At 62.4% G+C, this 17,893-nt stretch carries 11 protein-coding genes; all 11 read right to left on the reverse strand.

The genetic code is table 11. The features are described 5' to 3' along the window. Positions 1-68: 68 nt before the first annotated feature. Positions 69-4,025, reverse strand: coding sequence for a DNA-directed RNA polymerase subunit beta' (locus RhoBH5_RS25810; protein WP_003941914.1), 3,957 nt, complete (start codon positions 4,023-4,025; stop codon positions 69-71). A 117-nt stretch (positions 4,026-4,142) separates the two neighbouring features. Next, a complete protein-coding gene (gene rpoB / locus RhoBH5_RS25815; RefSeq protein ID WP_003942068.1) occupies positions 4,143-7,649 on the reverse strand; it encodes a DNA-directed RNA polymerase subunit beta in 3,507 nt (1,168 codons plus the stop codon). A 461-nt stretch (positions 7,650-8,110) separates the two neighbouring features. Then, a complete protein-coding gene (locus RhoBH5_RS25820; protein ID WP_064113963.1) occupies positions 8,111-8,959 on the reverse strand; it encodes a hypothetical protein in 849 nt (282 codons plus the stop codon). 45 nt (positions 8,960-9,004) lie between these two features. Continuing rightward, positions 9,005-9,733, reverse strand: a complete 729-nt coding sequence (locus RhoBH5_RS25825; protein WP_007728440.1) for a hypothetical protein — start codon at positions 9,731-9,733, stop codon at positions 9,005-9,007. Positions 9,734-9,832: 99 nt separating this feature from the next. Further along, complete coding sequence (locus tag RhoBH5_RS25830) at positions 9,833-11,080, reverse strand: MCE family protein (protein ID WP_270008949.1); 1,248 nt, start codon at positions 11,078-11,080, stop codon at positions 9,833-9,835. Then, positions 11,077-12,354 (reverse strand): MCE family protein, encoded by a 1,278-nt coding sequence (locus RhoBH5_RS25835; protein ID WP_042453094.1) that lies wholly within the window; start codon positions 12,352-12,354, stop codon positions 11,077-11,079. Before RhoBH5_RS25835 ends, RhoBH5_RS25830 begins: the two co-directional genes overlap by 4 nt. Beyond that, the gene (locus tag RhoBH5_RS25840; protein ID WP_003941941.1) at positions 12,351-13,604 is read right to left on the reverse strand and encodes an MCE family protein; all 1,254 of its coding nucleotides are present in this window, start codon (positions 13,602-13,604) and stop codon (positions 12,351-12,353) included. The genes RhoBH5_RS25835 and RhoBH5_RS25840 overlap by 4 nt, the downstream gene beginning before the upstream one ends. Continuing rightward, positions 13,604-14,599: an MCE family protein gene (locus tag RhoBH5_RS25845; RefSeq protein ID WP_003942053.1), complete on the reverse strand. Its 996-nt coding sequence runs from the start codon at positions 14,597-14,599 to the stop codon at positions 13,604-13,606. Before RhoBH5_RS25845 ends, RhoBH5_RS25840 begins: the two co-directional genes overlap by 1 nt. Then, complete coding sequence (locus tag RhoBH5_RS25850; protein WP_003941932.1) at positions 14,596-15,675, reverse strand: MCE family protein; 1,080 nt, start codon at positions 15,673-15,675, stop codon at positions 14,596-14,598. The genes RhoBH5_RS25845 and RhoBH5_RS25850 overlap by 4 nt, the downstream gene beginning before the upstream one ends. Continuing rightward, positions 15,672-17,033, reverse strand: coding sequence for an MCE family protein (locus RhoBH5_RS25855; protein WP_231783087.1), 1,362 nt, complete (start codon positions 17,031-17,033; stop codon positions 15,672-15,674). The genes RhoBH5_RS25850 and RhoBH5_RS25855 overlap by 4 nt, the downstream gene beginning before the upstream one ends. After that, positions 17,030-17,890: an MlaE family ABC transporter permease gene (locus RhoBH5_RS25860; protein WP_003941894.1), complete on the reverse strand. Its 861-nt coding sequence runs from the start codon at positions 17,888-17,890 to the stop codon at positions 17,030-17,032. The genes RhoBH5_RS25855 and RhoBH5_RS25860 overlap by 4 nt, the downstream gene beginning before the upstream one ends. Positions 17,891-17,893 lie beyond the last annotated feature (3 nt).

Consider the following 17,893-nt stretch of genomic DNA (forward strand, 5'->3'; position numbering starts at 1 on the left):
CGTCCCACTCCTGACATGAAAAATCCCCCCACCTCTTTCGAAGTGGGGGGATTTCTACGAACTAACGCTTAGCGGTAGTCGTTGCTGAAGCCGTAGTCGTCCAGCGGAACTGCAGCACCGGTGTTCTGGCCGAAGCCGTCCGGGCTGTAGTACTGGTCGTCGTACGACGGCACGGCGTAAGCAGCGGCGCGTGCCTCTTCGGTGGGCTGAACCTGGATGTTGCGGTAACGGTTGATACCGGTACCGGCAGGGATCAGCTTGCCGATGATGACATTTTCCTTCAGACCGATCAGCTTGTCCGAGCGGCAGTTGATAGCCGCGTCGGTCAAGACACGAGTGGTCTCCTGGAACGATGCCGCGGACAGCCACGAATCCGTCGCGAGCGACGCCTTCGTGATACCCATGAGCACCGGACGGCCGGCTGCGGGCTCGCCACCCTCGGCGACAACGCGGCGGTTTGCCGACTCGAACTCGGCGCGCTCGGTGAGCGAACCGGGCAGGAACTCGGTGGCACCGGAATCGATGATCGTCACGCGACGAAGCATCTGGCGCACGATGACCTCGATGTGCTTGTCGTGGATCGACACACCCTGGCTCCGGTACACCTCCTGGACCTCGTTGACCAAGTGGATCTGAACCTGACGCGGACCCATGACTCGCAGGACCTCGTGGGGATCGGCAGCACCTTCCATGAGCTGCTGTCCGACCTCGACGTGGTCACCGTCAGCCAAGAGGCTTTCGCGACCGTCGGCATGCTTGAAGACACGCAGACGCTGACGCTTGCTGAGCTTGTCGTAGACAACCTCTTCGCCGCCGTCGTCCGGAACGATGGTGATCTTGTAGAAACGATCGCCGTCTTCGAGCTGTACCCGACCGGTGACGTCCGCGATAGGAGCCTTGCCCTTGGGCACACGTGCCTCGAACAGCTCCTGGACACGCGGCAGACCGCCGGTGATGTCATCTCCTGCGACACCACCCTGGTGGAAGGTACGCATGGTCAGCTGGGTACCGGGCTCACCGATCGACTGTGCGGCGACGATACCGACAGCCTCACCGATGTCGACCAGCTTGCCGGTGGCCATCGAGCGGCCGTAGCAAGTGGCGCAAACGCCGGTGCCGGTGGTGCAGGTCAGGACCGAGCGGACCTTGACCGTCGTGATGCCGGCTTCGAGCAGAGCATCGATCGCGGGGTCACCGAGATCGTGGCCACGCTCGACGATGACGGTGCCGTTCGCGTCGACTGCATCGGCCGCCAAGGTACGGGCGTACGTGCTGGTCTCCACGTGAGCATCGCGGATCATCGTGCCGTCGGCCTGCTTCTCGGCGATCGTGGTGACGATGCCGCGCTCTGTTCCACAGTCGACCTCGCGGACGATGACGTCCTGCGAAACGTCCACCAGACGACGGGTCAGGTAACCCGAGTCGGCGGTGCGGAGTGCGGTATCGGCCAGACCCTTACGAGCACCGTGCGTGTTGATGAAGTACTCGAGAACGGTCAGGCCTTCCTTGAAGGAAGACTTGATCGGACGCGGGATGAACTCACCCTTCGGGTTTGTCACCAGGCCCTTCATACCGGCGAGCGAGCGAACCTGAGTCATGTTGCCGGCTGCGCCGGACTTCACGATCATCGGGATCGGGTTGCTGTCGGGGAAGTGAGCCTCCATGGCCTTGCCGACCTTGTCGGTCGCTTCCTGCCAAATGGTGACCAGAGCGCTGTTGCGCTCCTTCTTGTCCAGAGCACCACGCTGGTACTGCTTCTCGATCTTGTCGGCCTGAGCCTCGAAGTCCTCGATGATGGCAGGCTTCTCCGGCGGCACGAGCACGTCGGAGATCGAGACCGTGACACCCGAACGGGTGGCCCAGTAGAACCCGACGTCCTTGAGCTTGTCGACGGTCTGAGCAACCACGATCATCGGGTACCGCTCGGCGAGATCGTTGATGATCGTCGCCTGGCGCTTCTTCGGCATCTGCTCGTTGACGAACGGGTAGTCCGCCGGAAGCAGCTCGTTGAAGAGCACACGGCCGAGTGTCGTGGTGGCGGTCCAGCCGTCACCGTAGTTCCAGCCCTCGGGGAACAGTTCGTTCTCGAGGTCGCGCGGCGGACGCTGCTGCGTCAGACGCACCTTGATCTGAGCCTGAACCGAGAGCGCGCCGCGGTCGACTGCCATCTGAGCCTCGGCGGGCGAGGAGTACACGCCCTGCTCTGCCTCGTCGTTGGTCGGAGCAACGAGCTCACCGGTGACACCCTCGTCGAGACGGGTCAGGTGGAACAGACCCGTGACCATGTCCAGACGCGGCATGGCGAGCGGGCGACCCGAAGCAGGCGAGAGGATGTTGTTCGAGGACAGCATCAAGATGCGTGCCTCGGCCTGAGCCTCTGCCGACAGCGGGAGGTGAACAGCCATCTGGTCACCGTCGAAGTCGGCGTTGAAGGCCTCACACACCAGCGGGTGGAGCTGAATGGCCTTGCCCTCGACGAGCTGCGGCTCGAATGCCTGGATACCCAGACGGTGCAGCGTAGGTGCACGGTTGAGCAGCACGGGGTGCTCGGCGATGACCTCTTCGAGGACGTCCCACACCTGGACGCGCTTGCGCTCGACCATGCGCTTTGCCGACTTGATGTTCTGCGCGTGGTTCAGATCGACCAGACGCTTCATCACGAACGGCTTGAACAGCTCGAGAGCCATCAGCTTGGGCAGACCACACTGGTGCAGCTTGAGCTGAGGACCGACGACGATGACGGAACGACCCGAGTAGTCGACGCGCTTACCGAGCAGGTTCTGACGGAAGCGACCCTGCTTGCCCTTGAGCAGATCGCTCAGGGACTTCAGCGGGCGGTTACCCGGTCCGGTGACCGGACGTCCACGACGACCGTTGTCGAACAGGGCGTCGACCGACTCCTGCAGCATCCGCTTCTCGTTGTTGACGATGATCTCGGGAGCACCGAGGTCGATCAGTCGCTTGAGGCGGTTGTTGCGGTTGATGACGCGGCGGTACAGGTCGTTGAGGTCGGACGTCGCGAAACGTCCACCGTCGAGCTGAACCATCGGGCGAAGCTCCGGCGGGATCACCGGAACAGCGTTGAGGACCATGCCCATCGGCGAGTTGCCGTTGGTCTGGAATGCCGCAACCACCTTGAGGCGCTTGAGTGCACGCAGCTTCTTCTGGCCCTTGCCGCTGCGGATGGTCTCGCGGAGAGACTCTGCCTCGGCGTCGAGGTCGAAGTTCTGCATCAGGATCTGGATGGACTCTGCGCCCATCGCACCCGTGAAGTACTCGCCGTAACGGTCGACCAGCTCGCGGTACAGGAGCTCGTCGATGATGAGCTGCTTGACGCTCAGCTTGGTGAAGGTGGTCCAGATCTCGTCGAGACGATCCAGCTCACGCTGCGCGCGGTCACGGAGCTGACGCATTTCGCGCTCGCCGCCGTCCTTGACCTTGCGGCGGACATCGGACTTCGCGCCCTCTGCCTCGAGCTCGGCGATGTCGGCTTCGAGCTTCTGCGCACGTGCCTCGAGATCGGCGTCGCGCTGATCTGCGACGGTCTTCTTCTCGACCTGCATCTCGGCTTCGAGGGTGGACAGCTCGTTGTGACGGAGCTCCTCGTCGACACCGACGATGACGTAGGCAGCGAAGTAGATGATCTTTTCGAGATCCTTCGGAGCCAGGTCGAGCAGGTAACCGAGACGGCTCGGAACACCCTTGAAGTACCAGATGTGCGTGACCGGTGCGGCCAGTTCGATGTGACCCATGCGCTCACGACGAACCTTGGCGCGAGTGACCTCGACGCCACAGCGCTCACAGATGATGCCCTTGAAGCGGACACGCTTGTACTTACCGCAGTAGCACTCCCAGTCCCGAGTGGGGCCGAAGATCTTCTCGCAGAAGAGGCCGTCCTTCTCGGGCTTGAGCGTGCGGTAGTTGATGGTCTCCGGCTTCTTGACCTCGCCGTAGGACCAATTGCGGATGTCCTCTGCACTGGCCAAGCCAATGCGGAGTTCATCGAAGAAGTTGACGTCGAGCACGTAACTTCCTTTCCCCGTTGGGGTTACGGTTGCCGGTCACCCGGCAACCTGACTGCCAATTCAAATGTGAACTACGCCCCCGGGCCGCTCTTTCAAGAGCAACCCGGGGACCGAAACCTAGTTCGCGAGGTCGTCGACCGTCGCAGCTTCGTTCCTGGACAGGTTGATGCCCAGGTTCGCTGCGGCCCGCTCCAAGTCCTCGTCGTCGCCGTCCGCCATCGTGATGGCCGCGCCGTCCGAGGACAGCACCTCCACGTTGAGGCAGAGCGACTGGAGCTCCTTGAGGAGCACCTTGAACGACTCGGGGATGCCGGGTTCGGGGATGTTCTCGCCCTTGACGATGGCTTCGTACACCTTGACTCGACCGACCACGTCGTCAGACTTGATGGTCAGCAGTTCCTGCAGCGTGTAAGCCGCGCCGTAGGCCTGCATCGCCCAGCACTCCATCTCACCGAAGCGCTGGCCACCGAACTGGGCCTTACCACCGAGAGGCTGCTGCGTGATCATCGAGTACGGACCGGTCGAACGAGCGTGGATCTTGTCGTCGACCAAGTGGTGCAGCTTGATGATGTACATGTAACCGACCGAGACCGGGTACGGGAACGGCTCGCCGGAGCGGCCGTCGAACAAGGTGGCCTTTCCGTCGGGTCCGACCATCTGCTCGCCGTCACGGTTCGGCAGCGTCGCGCCGAGGAGACCGGTGAGCTCGTCTTCCTTCGCACCGTCGAACACCGGGGTGGCGATGTTCGAGTCGGCCGGAGCGGACAGCATCTCTTCCGGCAGGGTCGCAGCCCAGTCGGGACGAGAGCCGTCGGACGCGATCTGAACGTTCCAGCCGGTCTTGCCGATCCACCCGAGGTGGGTCTCCAAGACCTGACCGATGTTCATACGACGCGGGACGCCGTGCGTGTTCAAGATGATGTCGACAGGCGTGCCGTCCGAGAGGAACGGCATGTCTTCCTGCGGCAGGATCTTGCCGATGACGCCCTTGTTACCGTGGCGGCCGGCGAGCTTGTCGCCGTCCTGGATCTTGCGCTTCTGTGCCACGTAGACGCGGACCAGCTCGTTGACACCGGGAGGCAGATCGTCGTCTTCGTCACGCGAGAACACGCGGATTCCGATGACCTTGCCGGTCTCACCGTGAGGAACCTTGAGGGACGTGTCACGAACCTCGCGAGCCTTCTCACCGAAGATGGCGCGAAGGAGGCGCTCTTCGGGGGTCAGCTCGGTCTCGCCCTTCGGCGTGACCTTTCCGACCAGCACGTCGCCGTCACGAACCTCGGCACCGATACGGATGATGCCGCGCTCGTCGAGGTCGGCGAGGACCTCGTCGGAGACGTTCGGGATGTCGCGAGTGATTTCCTCGGCACCGAGCTTGGTGTCGCGGGCATCGATCTCGTGCTCCTCGATGTGAATCGAGGTCAGGACGTCCTCTTCCACGAGACGCTGCGACAGAATGATCGCGTCCTCGTAGTTGTGGCCTTCCCACGGCATGATCGCGACGAGCAAGTTCTTGCCCAGCGCCATCTCACCGTTCTCGGTGCAAGGGCCGTCGGCCAGAACCTGGCCGGCCTCGACACGCTGTCCCTCGTCCACGATCGGACGCTGGTTGGCGCACGTGCCCTGGTTGGAACGCGCGAACTTGCGCATCCGGTACGTCTTGCGGCTTCCGTCGTCAGCCATCACCGTGACGTAGTCCGCGGAGATCTCCTCCACGACACCGGTCTTCTCGGTGATGATGACGTCGCCGGCATCCACAGCTGCACGCAGCTCCATGCCGGTACCGACGAGAGGTGCCTCGCTGCGAACCAGCGGGACAGCCTGACGCTGCATGTTCGCGCCCATCAGGGCACGGTTTGCATCGTCGTGCTCGAGGAACGGAATCATCGCGGTTGCGACGGACACCATCTGACGCGGCGAAACGTCCATGTAGTCGATGTCGGAGGACGCGACGAACTCGACCTCGCCACCCTTACGGCGGACGAGAATCTTCGAGTCGGTGAAGCGACCCTCGCGGTCGATGGCCGAGTTGGCCTGCGCGACTACGTGGCGGTCTTCTTCGTCAGCGGTCAGGTAGTCGACCTCGTCGGTCACCTGTCCGTCGACGACGCGACGGTACGGGGTCTCGATGAAACCGAACGGGTTGACGCGGGCGTAGACCGACAGCGAACCGATCAGGCCGATGTTCGGGCCTTCCGGGGTCTCGATCGGGCACATGCGGCCGTAGTGCGACGGGTGAACGTCGCGAACCTCGAGGCCGGCGCGCTCACGGGACAGACCACCCGGGCCGAGGGCGGACAGACGACGCTTGTGCGTCAGCCCCGACAGCGGGTTGTTCTGGTCCATGAACTGCGACAGCTGGGAGGTTCCGAAGAACTCCCTGATCGCAGCGACGACGGGACGGATGTTGATCAGCGTCTGAGGCGTGATTGCCTCGACGTCCTGCGTGGTCATGCGCTCACGAACCACACGCTCCATGCGGGACAGGCCCACGCGGATCTGGTTCTGGATGAGCTCGCCGACCGTACGCAGACGACGGTTGCCGAAGTGGTCGATGTCGTCGACCTCGACGGGAACCTCGACGCCGCCCGGAGCCGTCATCGAGGTGTCACCTGCGTGCAGACGCACGAGGTACTCGACGGTGGCGACGATGTCTTCTTCGGTGAGCGTGGATGCAACGATCGGCTGACCCGCGTTCAGGCCGAGCTTCTTGTTGATCTTGTAACGACCCACGCGAGCGAGGTCGTAGCGCTTGTCCTTGAAGAACAGGTTCTCCAGCAGGGTCTGCGCGCTCTCCTTGGTGGGGGGCTCGCCCGGACGCAGCTTGCGGTAGATGTCGAGCAACGCCTCATCGGTGCCGGCGGTGTTGTCCTTCTCCAGCGTGGCCATGAGGATCTCGGAGAAGCCGAAGCGCTCCGTGATCTGCTCGGTGGTCCAGCCGAGTGCCTTGAGCAGGACGGTGACAGGCTGACGACGCTTGCGGTCGATACGGACACCAACGGTGTCGCGCTTGTCGACGTCGAACTCGAGCCATGCGCCGCGACCCGGGATCACCTTGACGCTGTGCAGATCCTTCTCGGTGCTCTTGTCGACGCTCATGTCGAAGTACACACCGGGGGAACGCACGAGCTGCGAGACGACCACACGCTCGGTGCCGTTGATGATGAAGGTGCCCTTGTCGGTCATCATCGGGAAATCTCCCATGAAAACCGTCTGGCTCTTGATCTCACCAGTGTTGTTGTTGATGAACTCCGCGGTGACGAACAACGGCGCCGCGTAGGTCATGTCCTTGTCTTTGCACTCGTCCGTCGAGGCCTTGACCTCGTCGAATCGAGGGTCGGAGAAGGACAGCGACATAGTGCCGTTGAAATCCTCGATCGGAGAAAGCTCCGCGAGGATGTCCTCGAGACCACCGGACACTGCATTGTCGCCGAGTGCCGCTGCTCGTTCACGCCAACTCTGCGCGCCGATCAGCCACTCGAACGAATCTGTCTGTACGTCAAGAAGCCCGGGAACTTCGAGGGGTTCGCGAACTTTCGCGAACGAAACCCTCTTCGGGGCTCCGGGGATTCCGGAAACTGCCTTGGTCTGGCTAGAGACTGCCAAGATGCGTCCTTCCAGCACCTCACGCGGGCCGCTCCGTGCTGTTGCGACCGCCGCTGTATCTGCTTCGAATTTCGCTGGTTACAACCCGAACGAAACCCGTCGCAGAAAGCAAGAAGTACTTGACTTCGCAGCGGTTGAGACGAGGGGTGGACAGGAGGCAGCCAGCGCAACGTCCAAAAGTACACCCTTACTCTGGAAATGTCGAGTCGGGTGTAACTGAGGGTCGAATTCAGATACTGACGTGAGACTGCCGATCACTCGTCCGTGCATGTTCACCGATCAGAGTGGACCTTGCGGACCGCTCCGTCAAGGGCGAGAGCGCGTGTCGCAGCATTCGAACATTCGTGACGCGCATTCGAACACTGCCACCGGGAGTGTAGCCAGCAACGGCGTCACATACGAAAAATCTGGACCGACATCGTGCGTCGATCCAGATCTTCGCGCTGGTGCGCAGGTGCTACTGGTCGCGAATCTCCGAGCTACTGGTCGCGAATCTCCGAGATCAGCCAGTTTCCGTCCTGCTTCTCCAGACTCACGATGACCATTCCGGAGCGAGAGTCTGCCGCCACGCCGTTCTGCGTCGAGCTGACGTTCAGTTGGGCGAGCAACTGCGCCCGGTCCTTCTCGAGCCGTGTGATCCCGATCAGCGGGACATCAGCGGTCGTTGCCGTCTGGGTTTGTTCGACGCCGGCCTTCTGCGTGTCCTTGTACTGCGTCAGCTGATCGCGCATCGACTGGTTCAGGCCCTGGACACCCTTGTCGAAATCGGCGTCGAAGGTGTCGGGAGAAAACGTGAAGACTGCAGCCAACGCCGACGGCGTCACACGAAGAACTTCAGCCGTGGCGCCTTCGTCCACCCAGGCGATGTCGTCCGTCTTCGCGCCGACTTTGAAGAAGGCGATGCCGGCGAGGATCGCGACGATGACCGCTGCGGCCCCCAGGATCGCGACCAGGCGCCAACCGGCCTTGGATTGTGTAGGTGTTGTCGCCGACTCCCCCGCGCCCGTCTCCGGGGTAGCAGGGGCCTTGGGCTCGTCTGCGACGGTTTTCGCCGGTTTGGTCAGATCGGGGCCTGGTGTGGATTCCGGAGCGTCGGTTTCCGTCTTCGGCGGCTCGATTTCTCCGGACTCGGCCTTCGTGAGCGTCGGCTTCGCAACCTCCGGCTTCACAGCCTCCTGTGTTTCTTCTTCCGGCTGTTCGATCGTGGGCTCGACCGGATCCGAATCGGACGTCCCCGCGGGGACGTTGAGCGAGCGAGCGCTTCCCGCGATCTTCGGCCGACGGTTCTGCGGGGAGGACGGTCCGCCGGTACGACGTTTGGGTGGCATTACGCGCTTCTCCTTCGAGGGATGTCGGTGTGCAGGTTCGACGAACTACTGGCCACCGGAATCACCACCCTCGGTTGTCGGTGCGGGAGCACCGGAGGCAGGTGCCTCGGTCCCCGAACCGGGTGCGGGCGTTGCGTCAGGAGCAGGCGTGGAGCCGTCGGTGGCCGGCAGGGTGCCGGAGCCGAGATCGAGCCGAGAGCCGATCGGATCAGCCGACTGAGCCTTCCAGACCCCGTCGACCTCGACCATGCCCAGCCGCATGCCGAGCTGATTCTTGACGAACTGGTTGCCCTGGGTCGTGGTGACTCGAACGACGACCAGTGCCGTGGCGGTCCGGTCATCGGTATTGAGCTCGGTCAGCGCGGACTGAACGACTTCGGTGTCAGCCTTCGAGCCCGAGTTACGCAACTCGTCGGTGATGGAATCCTGAACGGTCTGCAGATACGTCGTCATCTCGTCACCGGTCACCGAAGAACGCATGTTCTCGATCGACTGGTCGAGATTGGCCGAATCCGCGTTGTTGAGGTTGATCGCGACTTGCTGCGCACCGATAAGCGCGTCGTCACGCATCTCGGCGGTGGTGCGGTCGGTGGTGAGCGCCCGAACGTACGGGACGCCGAACACACCGAGCGCAACCACGGCCGCCAGAAGCAAGACACCGACCGCAATCAGAGACGCTGTCAGCCCCTTCGGTCTACCGGTTGTCGGCGCTCCCGATTCCACTTGCTCGGGCCCGCCGGACTGCGGGGAACTGTTTCTCTGAATCACACTCACTACCCTACTTACCTGTTTTGCCCAGCCTCTGGCCGCGAATCGTCAACTGCCACAACTCAGTAGCCTGAACTGCACAAACTCGACCACATTCGGATCGGTCTACTTCGGTGTCACTCCGAGCAACGGCGCCAACTGCGTCGCGATCGGGTTGAGGTTCAACTTGTCCGGATCGACCTTCGGCTTGAAGTCCCAAGGCTGGATCGTGTCGGGATCGGCGTACACCACGCGGTTGGCACTGCGGACGCCCGTCTCGCTGCCCAGCGGCGTCGCACACGACGCGGCGGTGTTGAGCGGGAAGTCCTGCTGGGTGTCGTCGAAATTGGGATTCTGACGCTTCATCTCGTCCAGGATCGCCATGGTGCCTTCGTAACCCACCGTGCACGAGAGCGGATTGTTGGTCTCCAGCACCAAGCCCTGATGGACCGTTCCGTCGCCGGGAGCAACCGTCGGTGCGGCAGCGGCCAGACCGGGAAGGAAGATCAGGAACGGCTGCAGCGCGATCGTTCGCGGCGCAAGCGTCTTGGTGGTCGCGGCAAGATTGGTCAGGTCAGTCGTCAGGCTCGGGCCCGCCTCGTTGATGAGGGCACCGATCTGATCGCTGGCCGGGATGCCGTTGTCGATCAAGCGACGGATGTCCGGATCACTGGTCCGCAACTGCGCCGTGACAGCATCGAGATCGGTACTGAACTGCTTGATCGCGGAGGACTGATCCGACTGCGTCGTCAATACCGTCTCACTGTTCCGAATCAGCGCGAGCGTCTGAGGCAGAGTGTCGAGCCCGGACTGCGAGAGGCCGGACAGCGAATCGGCCAGGACCTGAATGTCCTCGCCCTTGCCGTTGAACGCTGCACCGAGTTCGACGGCGACGGTGTGGAGCGCGTCGACGGGCACGGACTTGACCAAGCCGTTGGCACTGGTCAGCACATCCTCGATCGGGATCGGAGTTGTGGTGTCCCCCACCGCGATCACCGAGCCGTCCTCGAGAAACGGTCCCTGGTCGGTATCGGGCTGAAGGTCGACGTACTGCTCACCGATGGCGGAGCGGTTGGCCACGACGGCACGGGCCGACGCGGGAATCTCCGGAGCACTGTTGTCGATCTTCAGGTCGACCTGAATTCCGTCCTCGGTCAACGACATGTCGCCCACTCGCCCGACCGGCACGCCGCGATACGTCACCTCGGCGTTGGTGAAAATTCCACCGGACGTGGCCAATTCGGTCTTGACCGTGTACTGACCGAACCCCATGAGGTTGTCCAGGCGCACGTACTTGGCGCCGACGTAGATGAGACCCAGGAGCGCAACCACGACAAAGCCGACGAGCTGCCATCTGACCAGAGCTGATCTCACTGTCCATCACCGCCAATTCCGAACTGTTCCAGCATTCCCTGGATGGGGTTGAGTGGGTTCGCCGCGGGCGCCGGCGTTGCCGGGTCACCCGCTGTTGTGGCGGGAAGGCCGGCGACAACGGGAACCTGCGGCAGGATCGGAGCGATCGGCAGCAGTGACACTGTCGGCCAGCCCGGTCGCGGTCCGTTGCCGTTGTAGTACGGGTTGGAGGGGTCGACCACCGGCTTGGGATTGCCGAACTTGGGCTGGCGGTATTCCGGTTCTCCCTGCCCGACACCGAGACCCGAGAGTGTATTGCCGATCTGCAGGTCGACACTCAGGAAGAGGTTGACGGAACCACCCTGTGCAATCTTCTCGACACCGTCCGGGAACGGGAACGTCGGAAGGAACGGAAGTGCCCCCACGAAGTCGTCACCGGAGTCTGCGAGCGCCTGCAGCGTCGGACGCAGAGCCTGAAGATCAGCGATCAGATCGTCCTTGGACTGTGTGAGGACGTCGGTTCCCACTGTTCCGAGTCGATCCACCTGAGCGAGCATCTGCGTCAGCTGCGGACGCTGCTCGTTGAGAACCTGTGTCGCAACGGGGAGTTCCTCGAGAATCTTCCCGATCTTCTCGTTCTGATCGTTGACGCGAGTCGAGAGCACATCCAGGCCGTCGAGCGCGCGTGTGATGTCGTCACGCTGCTCGTTGAGTCCACCGATGAGTGTGTTCGCCTGCTCCAGAAGACTTCTCGTCTTGCCTTCGCGACCGTCGAACGCGGCACCGAGTTCTTCGACGATGGGCTGCAACTGGCCCACACCGCCGCCATTGAGCAGCAGCGACAATGCGCCGAGAACCTGCTCGATCTCCGTGGCGTGGCGAGTGCGATCCAGCGGAATGAGATCACCGTCGGCCAGCTTCGTAGAGTCCGGTCCGGACGGCGGGGCCGACAGCTGGATGAACTTCTCGCCGAGCAGGTTGGTCTGCTCGACCGCGGCAATTGCGTTGGCGGGCAGATCAACCGACGAGTCGAGGATAATGCCGACATCCGCGGTCCATCCGTCCGGTCCGACCGACACGTCGTCGACGCGACCGACGGGAACGCCGTCGACCTTCACAGCGGACTGCGGAACCAAGTCGAGCACGTCGTCGAACTGAATGGTCAAGTGCATCGGATCGGAACCCACATCAGGACCGCCGGGAAGCGGGACAGCGTAGATCCCCTCGGACGAGCAGGCGGTTGCCGAGATCAGGACGGCGCACAAACCGGCGCCGACTATCAATGAACGCTTCACTCGCCCTCCCCGTTTCCACTGGTCAGTCGCGGTGACACGACGCCGGGCACAGTGCCCGGAACTACCTGCATCTGTCGTTCGGAACCGGCAAGGATGCCGAAGGGAAGGTTCAGGCCTGCAGCCTGATTGGCTGCGTCGGTCATCGCTGCGACGTTTGCGCACTGGTCGATGGCCGGTTGCATCTGCCGTCCCAACGCCTCGAACCGCGGATCACCGGGCAATAGTTTGCCGAGGTCCATCAACTTGCAGAGCACTCCGGCCGGGTTCTGAAGATCAGGGAACGCCAGACGTGAAGCCAGCACACCTGATTCGGCGTCGTACGAGTTGACCAGGTTGGAGATCGCCAACGGAAGCATGGTGAGCGTGTTGGCCAGGGCTTCCTTGTTGTTCGCCAATGTCTGTGTCGGTTCGACGAGCCCCTCGGTTGTCTGGACCAACTGATCGCGGTTGTCGGCCACGAACTTCGCGACGTCGCCGAGAGCAATCGACAGCTGATTCAGAGCGGCACCGAGATCGTCGCGCTCACCTGCCAGGAATCCGGTCAGGTCCGACAACTGCGTGTTGAACTGGCGCACCTGCTGATCGTTGGCCGCGAGAGCGCCCACAAAAGTATCCAGGTTCTTGATGGTGAGCGAGATGTTGTCACGCGAATCGTTGAGCGTCCGTGCGGCATCCGAGAGGTTGGTGATGCTGTCTCCCAACGCTTCACCGTTGCCCTCGAGGTTGGCCGCACCTGTCTCGACGAAATCGGACAGTGCTCCGTTCTTGTTGGCACCTTCAGGACCGAGCGCCGACGCGAGTTCGTCGATGCTGGAGTACAACTGGTCGACCTCGACAGGCGTCGCCGTCTTCTCGATCGGAATTACTGCACCGCTGGCCATCTTGTCGCCGCCGGTGAAGACCGGTGTCAGCTGGATGTAGCGGTCGGCAACCACCGAAGGCGTGATCTGAGCGGCACTGGCACCCGCGGGAATGTCGATCCCACGATCGACACGCAGCTCGACCTTGACCTGATCTCCCTGGGGTTCGACGGATTCGACGGTGCCGACCTTGACACCGAGAACACGAACGTCGGAACCGTCGTAGATACCCACCGACTTGTCGAAGTAGGCGGTGATCTTGGTGGTACCGGCGCGAGTGAACACCCACCACAGCGCGCCACCGATTACGAGTAACCCGATCAGAACAGCGGCGATGATCGCGACCGAGCGCTTCTTGGAGCCGCTTCCGGCTTCGGCAGTATCAGCCATCAGTTGCCTCCCAACGTACGAACGGGGTCACGGTAGCCCGGAATGTCCGGCAGACCCGGCGGAAGGAGGTTCACGACGACCTGGTCGAACCAACGGCCGTTGCCGACCACGTTGGCATACAAGCGAATGAAGGGTTCGTAGAGCTTCAGTGCCTTGTCCAGGTTCTCGTTGTTTGCCTTCAGGATGTCGATGACGCCGTTGAGCTGCGTCAGCGCCGGCCCGATTGCCGCCTCGTTGTCACGAACGAGACCGGTGAGCTGCTGAGAGACGCGCTGAGTTCCGGTGAGCAGCTGCGAAATCGCTTGCTGGCGATTGTTGAGCTCCTGCACCAGTAGTCCACCGTCTCGGATCAGCTGGGTGAATTCCTTGTTGCGGTCAGCAAGAATCTGCGACGTCTTCCCGGTGGCGGCGAAGAGCTTCTGCAAGTCCTGATCGCGGCTCGCGATCGTCTGCGACAGCCGACTGACACCGTCGAGCGAAGCGCGGACATCGCCAGGTGTCTCGGAGAATGCCTGGGACAACGTCTCCATGCTCTTCGCCAACTGGTCGGTGTCGATGTCGCCGACGGTGTCCGCCGCGGCCGAGAAGGCCTGAACGACGTCGTACGGAGAGGTGGTGCGCTCTAGCGGAATCCGATCCTTGGGATCGAGGTTGTCGGTTCCGCGCGGATCTAGTGCGAGGTACTTCTGTCCCAGAATGGTCTTGATCTGAATGGACGCAGAGGTTTGATCTCCCACCCACGCGTCACTGACCTTGAAGTCGACGAGAACACGGTCACCGTCGAGATCGACGGAAGTGACCTTGCCGACCTTCACGCCGGCGATACGAACCTCGTTACCAGGCTTGAGACCCGCGGCTTCGGAGAACTCGGCGGAGTAGGACGAGCCTGCTCCCACGAACGGAAGCGAATCGAGGAAGAACGCGGACAAAGTGGCCAGCAGCACCACGAAGATACCGATGGCTCCGGCCATTGCCGGACTGCGACGTTTACTCATCGACCTTGCAACTCCCTCATACCGTCTTGAGTGCATCGCGTGGCCGCGTTGGTGTAAATCGGCTGATTGACCGTCGGCAGGCCGGTGGGCAGATTCAGCGACGCAGACTGTCCTGGACCGGCAACGATGTCGATTCCGCACAGATAGAACTGGAACCAGGAACCGTAGCTCGCTACGCGTGCGAGCTTCTCGAGCTTGACCGGCAAGGTCTCGAGCACCGCGTTGACGTCGTCACTCCGACGATTGAGTGTGGTCGCCAGTGTGTTGAGCGCCGTGATCGAGCCCTGAATCGACGGCCGCGTCGGCTCGAGCAGGTCTGCCGTCGCGTCGGTCAGGCCGGCGAGTGAGGTGACGGCCGAACCGACCACCCCACGCTCGTTGGCCAACCCGGTGACGAGTTGCTGGGTGTTGACGATCAGTGAATCGAGGTTCTTGTCGTTCGCGTTGACGGTGTCGAGAACGTCGTTGAGGTTCTTGATCACCGCGCCGATGACCGCGTCCTTGTCCGCGACGGTGTTCGTCAGGCTCGCGGTGTTGCGCACGAGCTCACTGATGGTGCCCGATTCGCCTTGGAACACCTGGATGATCTGGTACGACAGCTTGTTGACGTCGTCCGCGCTCAGGGTGGTGAACAGCGGCTTGAAGCCGTTGAAGAGTGTCGTGAGGTTGACTGCCGGGCGCGTCTGAGACAGCGGCAGGGTATCGCCGCCGGTGATCTTCTTGCCTTGGCTGCCTTCACCTTGCGAGAGCGAGATGTACCGCTGCCCCACCAGGTTGCGGAACCGGATGGTGGCGATGGAACTGGCCGGCAACCAATCACGGTCGGATACCGAGAACTGGACCTCGGCCTGGTTGTCGTTGACGATGGCAATCTTCTCGACCTGGCCGACACGAACACCGGCAATGCGGACCTCGTCGCCCTCGTTCAACGAAGTGACGTCGGAGAAGACGGCGTTGAACTTGGTGCCGCCACCGCCGCCGAGGTTGGCGATACTGGCTGCCAGCAGTCCTGTCGCCAGGACCGTCACCACAACGAAGATGATGAGCTTTGTCAGCGGAGCTGCGAGTCCTCTCATTGGACGCTCACCTCCGCACCTGCGAATGCCGGAGCGCTGACCATCGTGGTCCACGCCGGAACATCTTCCGGCGCAACACCGTTGGCCTGTCCGTAGATCACCTTCAACGTATCCTCTTCGAGTTTCGAGCCCGCGTAGCCGGCCTGCTGAGCCGGACCGCTGTTGTTGGTCGAGAACAACTGAGGTCCGGAGCCCTCGGGTGCAGGCAGGAATTCCATGGTGGCGGGACCTGGATTGCGGGAAGGAACCTGGTAGGAACCGTCACCGTACGAACCGCCGGGGTACTGCGGGAACGGACGACCGGGCTCGGTGACGTTGTCGTAGCAAACCGGGCCGCGGTTGTCGACGAGCCGTGGCTCGTCTTGGTTGGGCAGGTAGCGACCCTTGGGGTTCACGATCTGAATACTCGCACGCACACCAGGATTGGGCGCGTCGGTGGACAGGATCTTGGCAGCTTCCGGAGCGGTGTCCGAGAAGCCCTTGAACGTGCACCCGAAGGTCGGAGAGTACTGGGCCAGAAGCTGGAGAGCTTCCTTCGAATCCGCAGCGAGCGTGATGATCGAGGACGAGTTCGCTTCGAGGAAGGCTGCGGTGTCCGACGATGTCACGGTGAGCGACGCCAGCAGTGTCCGCAACTGGTCCTGCTTCTGCACCACCGTGTTACCCGTGGTCCGCAGATTGTCGAGAGCGTTGATCAGATCGGGCGCAGCGTCCGAGTACGTCTGGGAGAAGTCCGCGAACTTGCGCAGATCCTCTTGCACCGCGGGCAGTTCGGTATTGACGCCGCGGAAGATCTCCTCGAGACGATCGACCGTCAGACCGAGCTCGGCGCCGCGTCCCGTCAGACCCTGCGCGAGAGAACCGAGAGTGTTCGCCAGATCCTGCGGCGGAATCGCCTGCAGAAGTGGGAGCAGTCCGTCCAGAACGTCGCCGACCTCGACAGCATTGCCACTCTTGTCCTGGTGGATCACCGTTCCCGCGGAAATCGGGGTCGCGGTGGTTCCCTCCGGAATGATCAGGGAGACGTAGCGCTCACCGAAAAGCGTCTTCGGGAGCAGACGCGCCGTGACGTTGGACGGAATGAGATCAGCCTTGTCCGGCTCGATCGCGAGGACCGAGGTGACCTGGCCGTCTTTCGTCGACGCGGATCGCACCTCGCCGACCAGCAGCCCACGGACCTTGACGTCCGCGTTGGGTGGCAACGCATTTCCGACTGTGTCGGTCACGAGGTCGATCTTCACGACGTCCTTGAACGTCTTGTTGAAGGTTCCGATGGTGAAGGCCAGGAACAATGCCAACACCACGAAGAACACGAGTCCGAGCACACGGCGGCGCAGGACTGACGGAGCCTCGATCATCCGGCCACCCTCACTGTCGTCGTGGTGCCCCAGATTGCGAGGCTGAGGAAGAAGTCGAGAACGGCGATCGTCACGATTGCGGCGCGAACAGCGCGGCCGACGGCCACGCCGACACCTGCGGGACCACCTGAGGCATGGAACCCGTAGTAGCAGTGGATCAGGATCAGCACGAAGGCGAATACCAGGACTTTCGCAAACGAATACAGCACGTCCTGCGGTGGCAGGAACAGGTTGAAGTAGTGGTCGTAGGAACCCGTTGATTGCCCGTTGAAGACCGTGCTGATCACTCTCGAGGCGAGGTACGCCGCAAGCAGACCCACGATGTACAGCGGGATGACGGCGACGAAGCCGGCGATCATGCGCGTCGTGACCAGGAACGGCACCGACGGAACTGCCATGACCTCGAGCGCGTCGATCTCTTCGGAGATTCGCATGGCACCGAGTTGGGCGGTGAAGCCACAACCAACCGTGGCCGAGAGCGCAAGAGCCGCAACGATCGGAGCGATCTCACGGGTGTTGACGTATGCGGAGAGGAAGCCGGTCAGGACCGAGCTACCCAACTGCTCCAGAGCGGCGAAGCCCTGGAGGCCGACGACGACACCCGTGAATCCGGACATCATCGCGATGACGCCGATGGTTCCGCCGATCACAGCGAGCGCACCGCTACCGAAGGTCACTTCGGCGAGTAGTCGAAGCGTCTCCTTCCGGTACCGATGCAGCGTGCGAGGGGTCCACGCGATGGCGCGCGCGTAGAACGACATCTGCTCGCCCGCGCGGTCCAACGCGTTCACTGGAATTCTGGCTACTTTGCGACTCTTCAGCAGGAACTGATCGCCGCGGCCTCGTGCGATGGTCATTTA

The sequence above is a fragment of the Rhodococcus sp. BH5 genome, assembly GCF_027583855.1.
Classification (GTDB): Bacteria; Actinomycetota; Actinomycetes; order Mycobacteriales; family Mycobacteriaceae; genus Rhodococcus_F; species Rhodococcus_F qingshengii.

Bases quoted from the DNA above. Each gene is read 5' to 3' on its own strand.
- RhoBH5_RS25840 (WP_003941941.1), bottom strand. From the start codon at position 13,604: ATGGCTGATACTGCCGAAGCCGGAAGCGGCTCCAAGAAGCGCTCGGTC.
- RhoBH5_RS25855 (WP_231783087.1), bottom strand. From the start codon at position 17,033: ATGATCGAGGCTCCGTCAGTCCTGCGCCGCCGTGTGCTCGGACTCGTG.
- RhoBH5_RS25820 (WP_064113963.1), bottom strand. From the start codon at position 8,959: ATGCCACCCAAACGTCGTACCGGCGGACCGTCCTCCCCGCAGAACCGT.
- RhoBH5_RS25860 (WP_003941894.1), bottom strand. From the start codon at position 17,890: ATGACCATCGCACGAGGCCGCGGCGATCAGTTCCTGCTGAAGAGTCGC.
- RhoBH5_RS25850 (WP_003941932.1), bottom strand. From the start codon at position 15,675: ATGAGAGGACTCGCAGCTCCGCTGACAAAGCTCATCATCTTCGTTGTG.
- RhoBH5_RS25845 (WP_003942053.1), bottom strand. From the start codon at position 14,599: ATGAGTAAACGTCGCAGTCCGGCAATGGCCGGAGCCATCGGTATCTTC.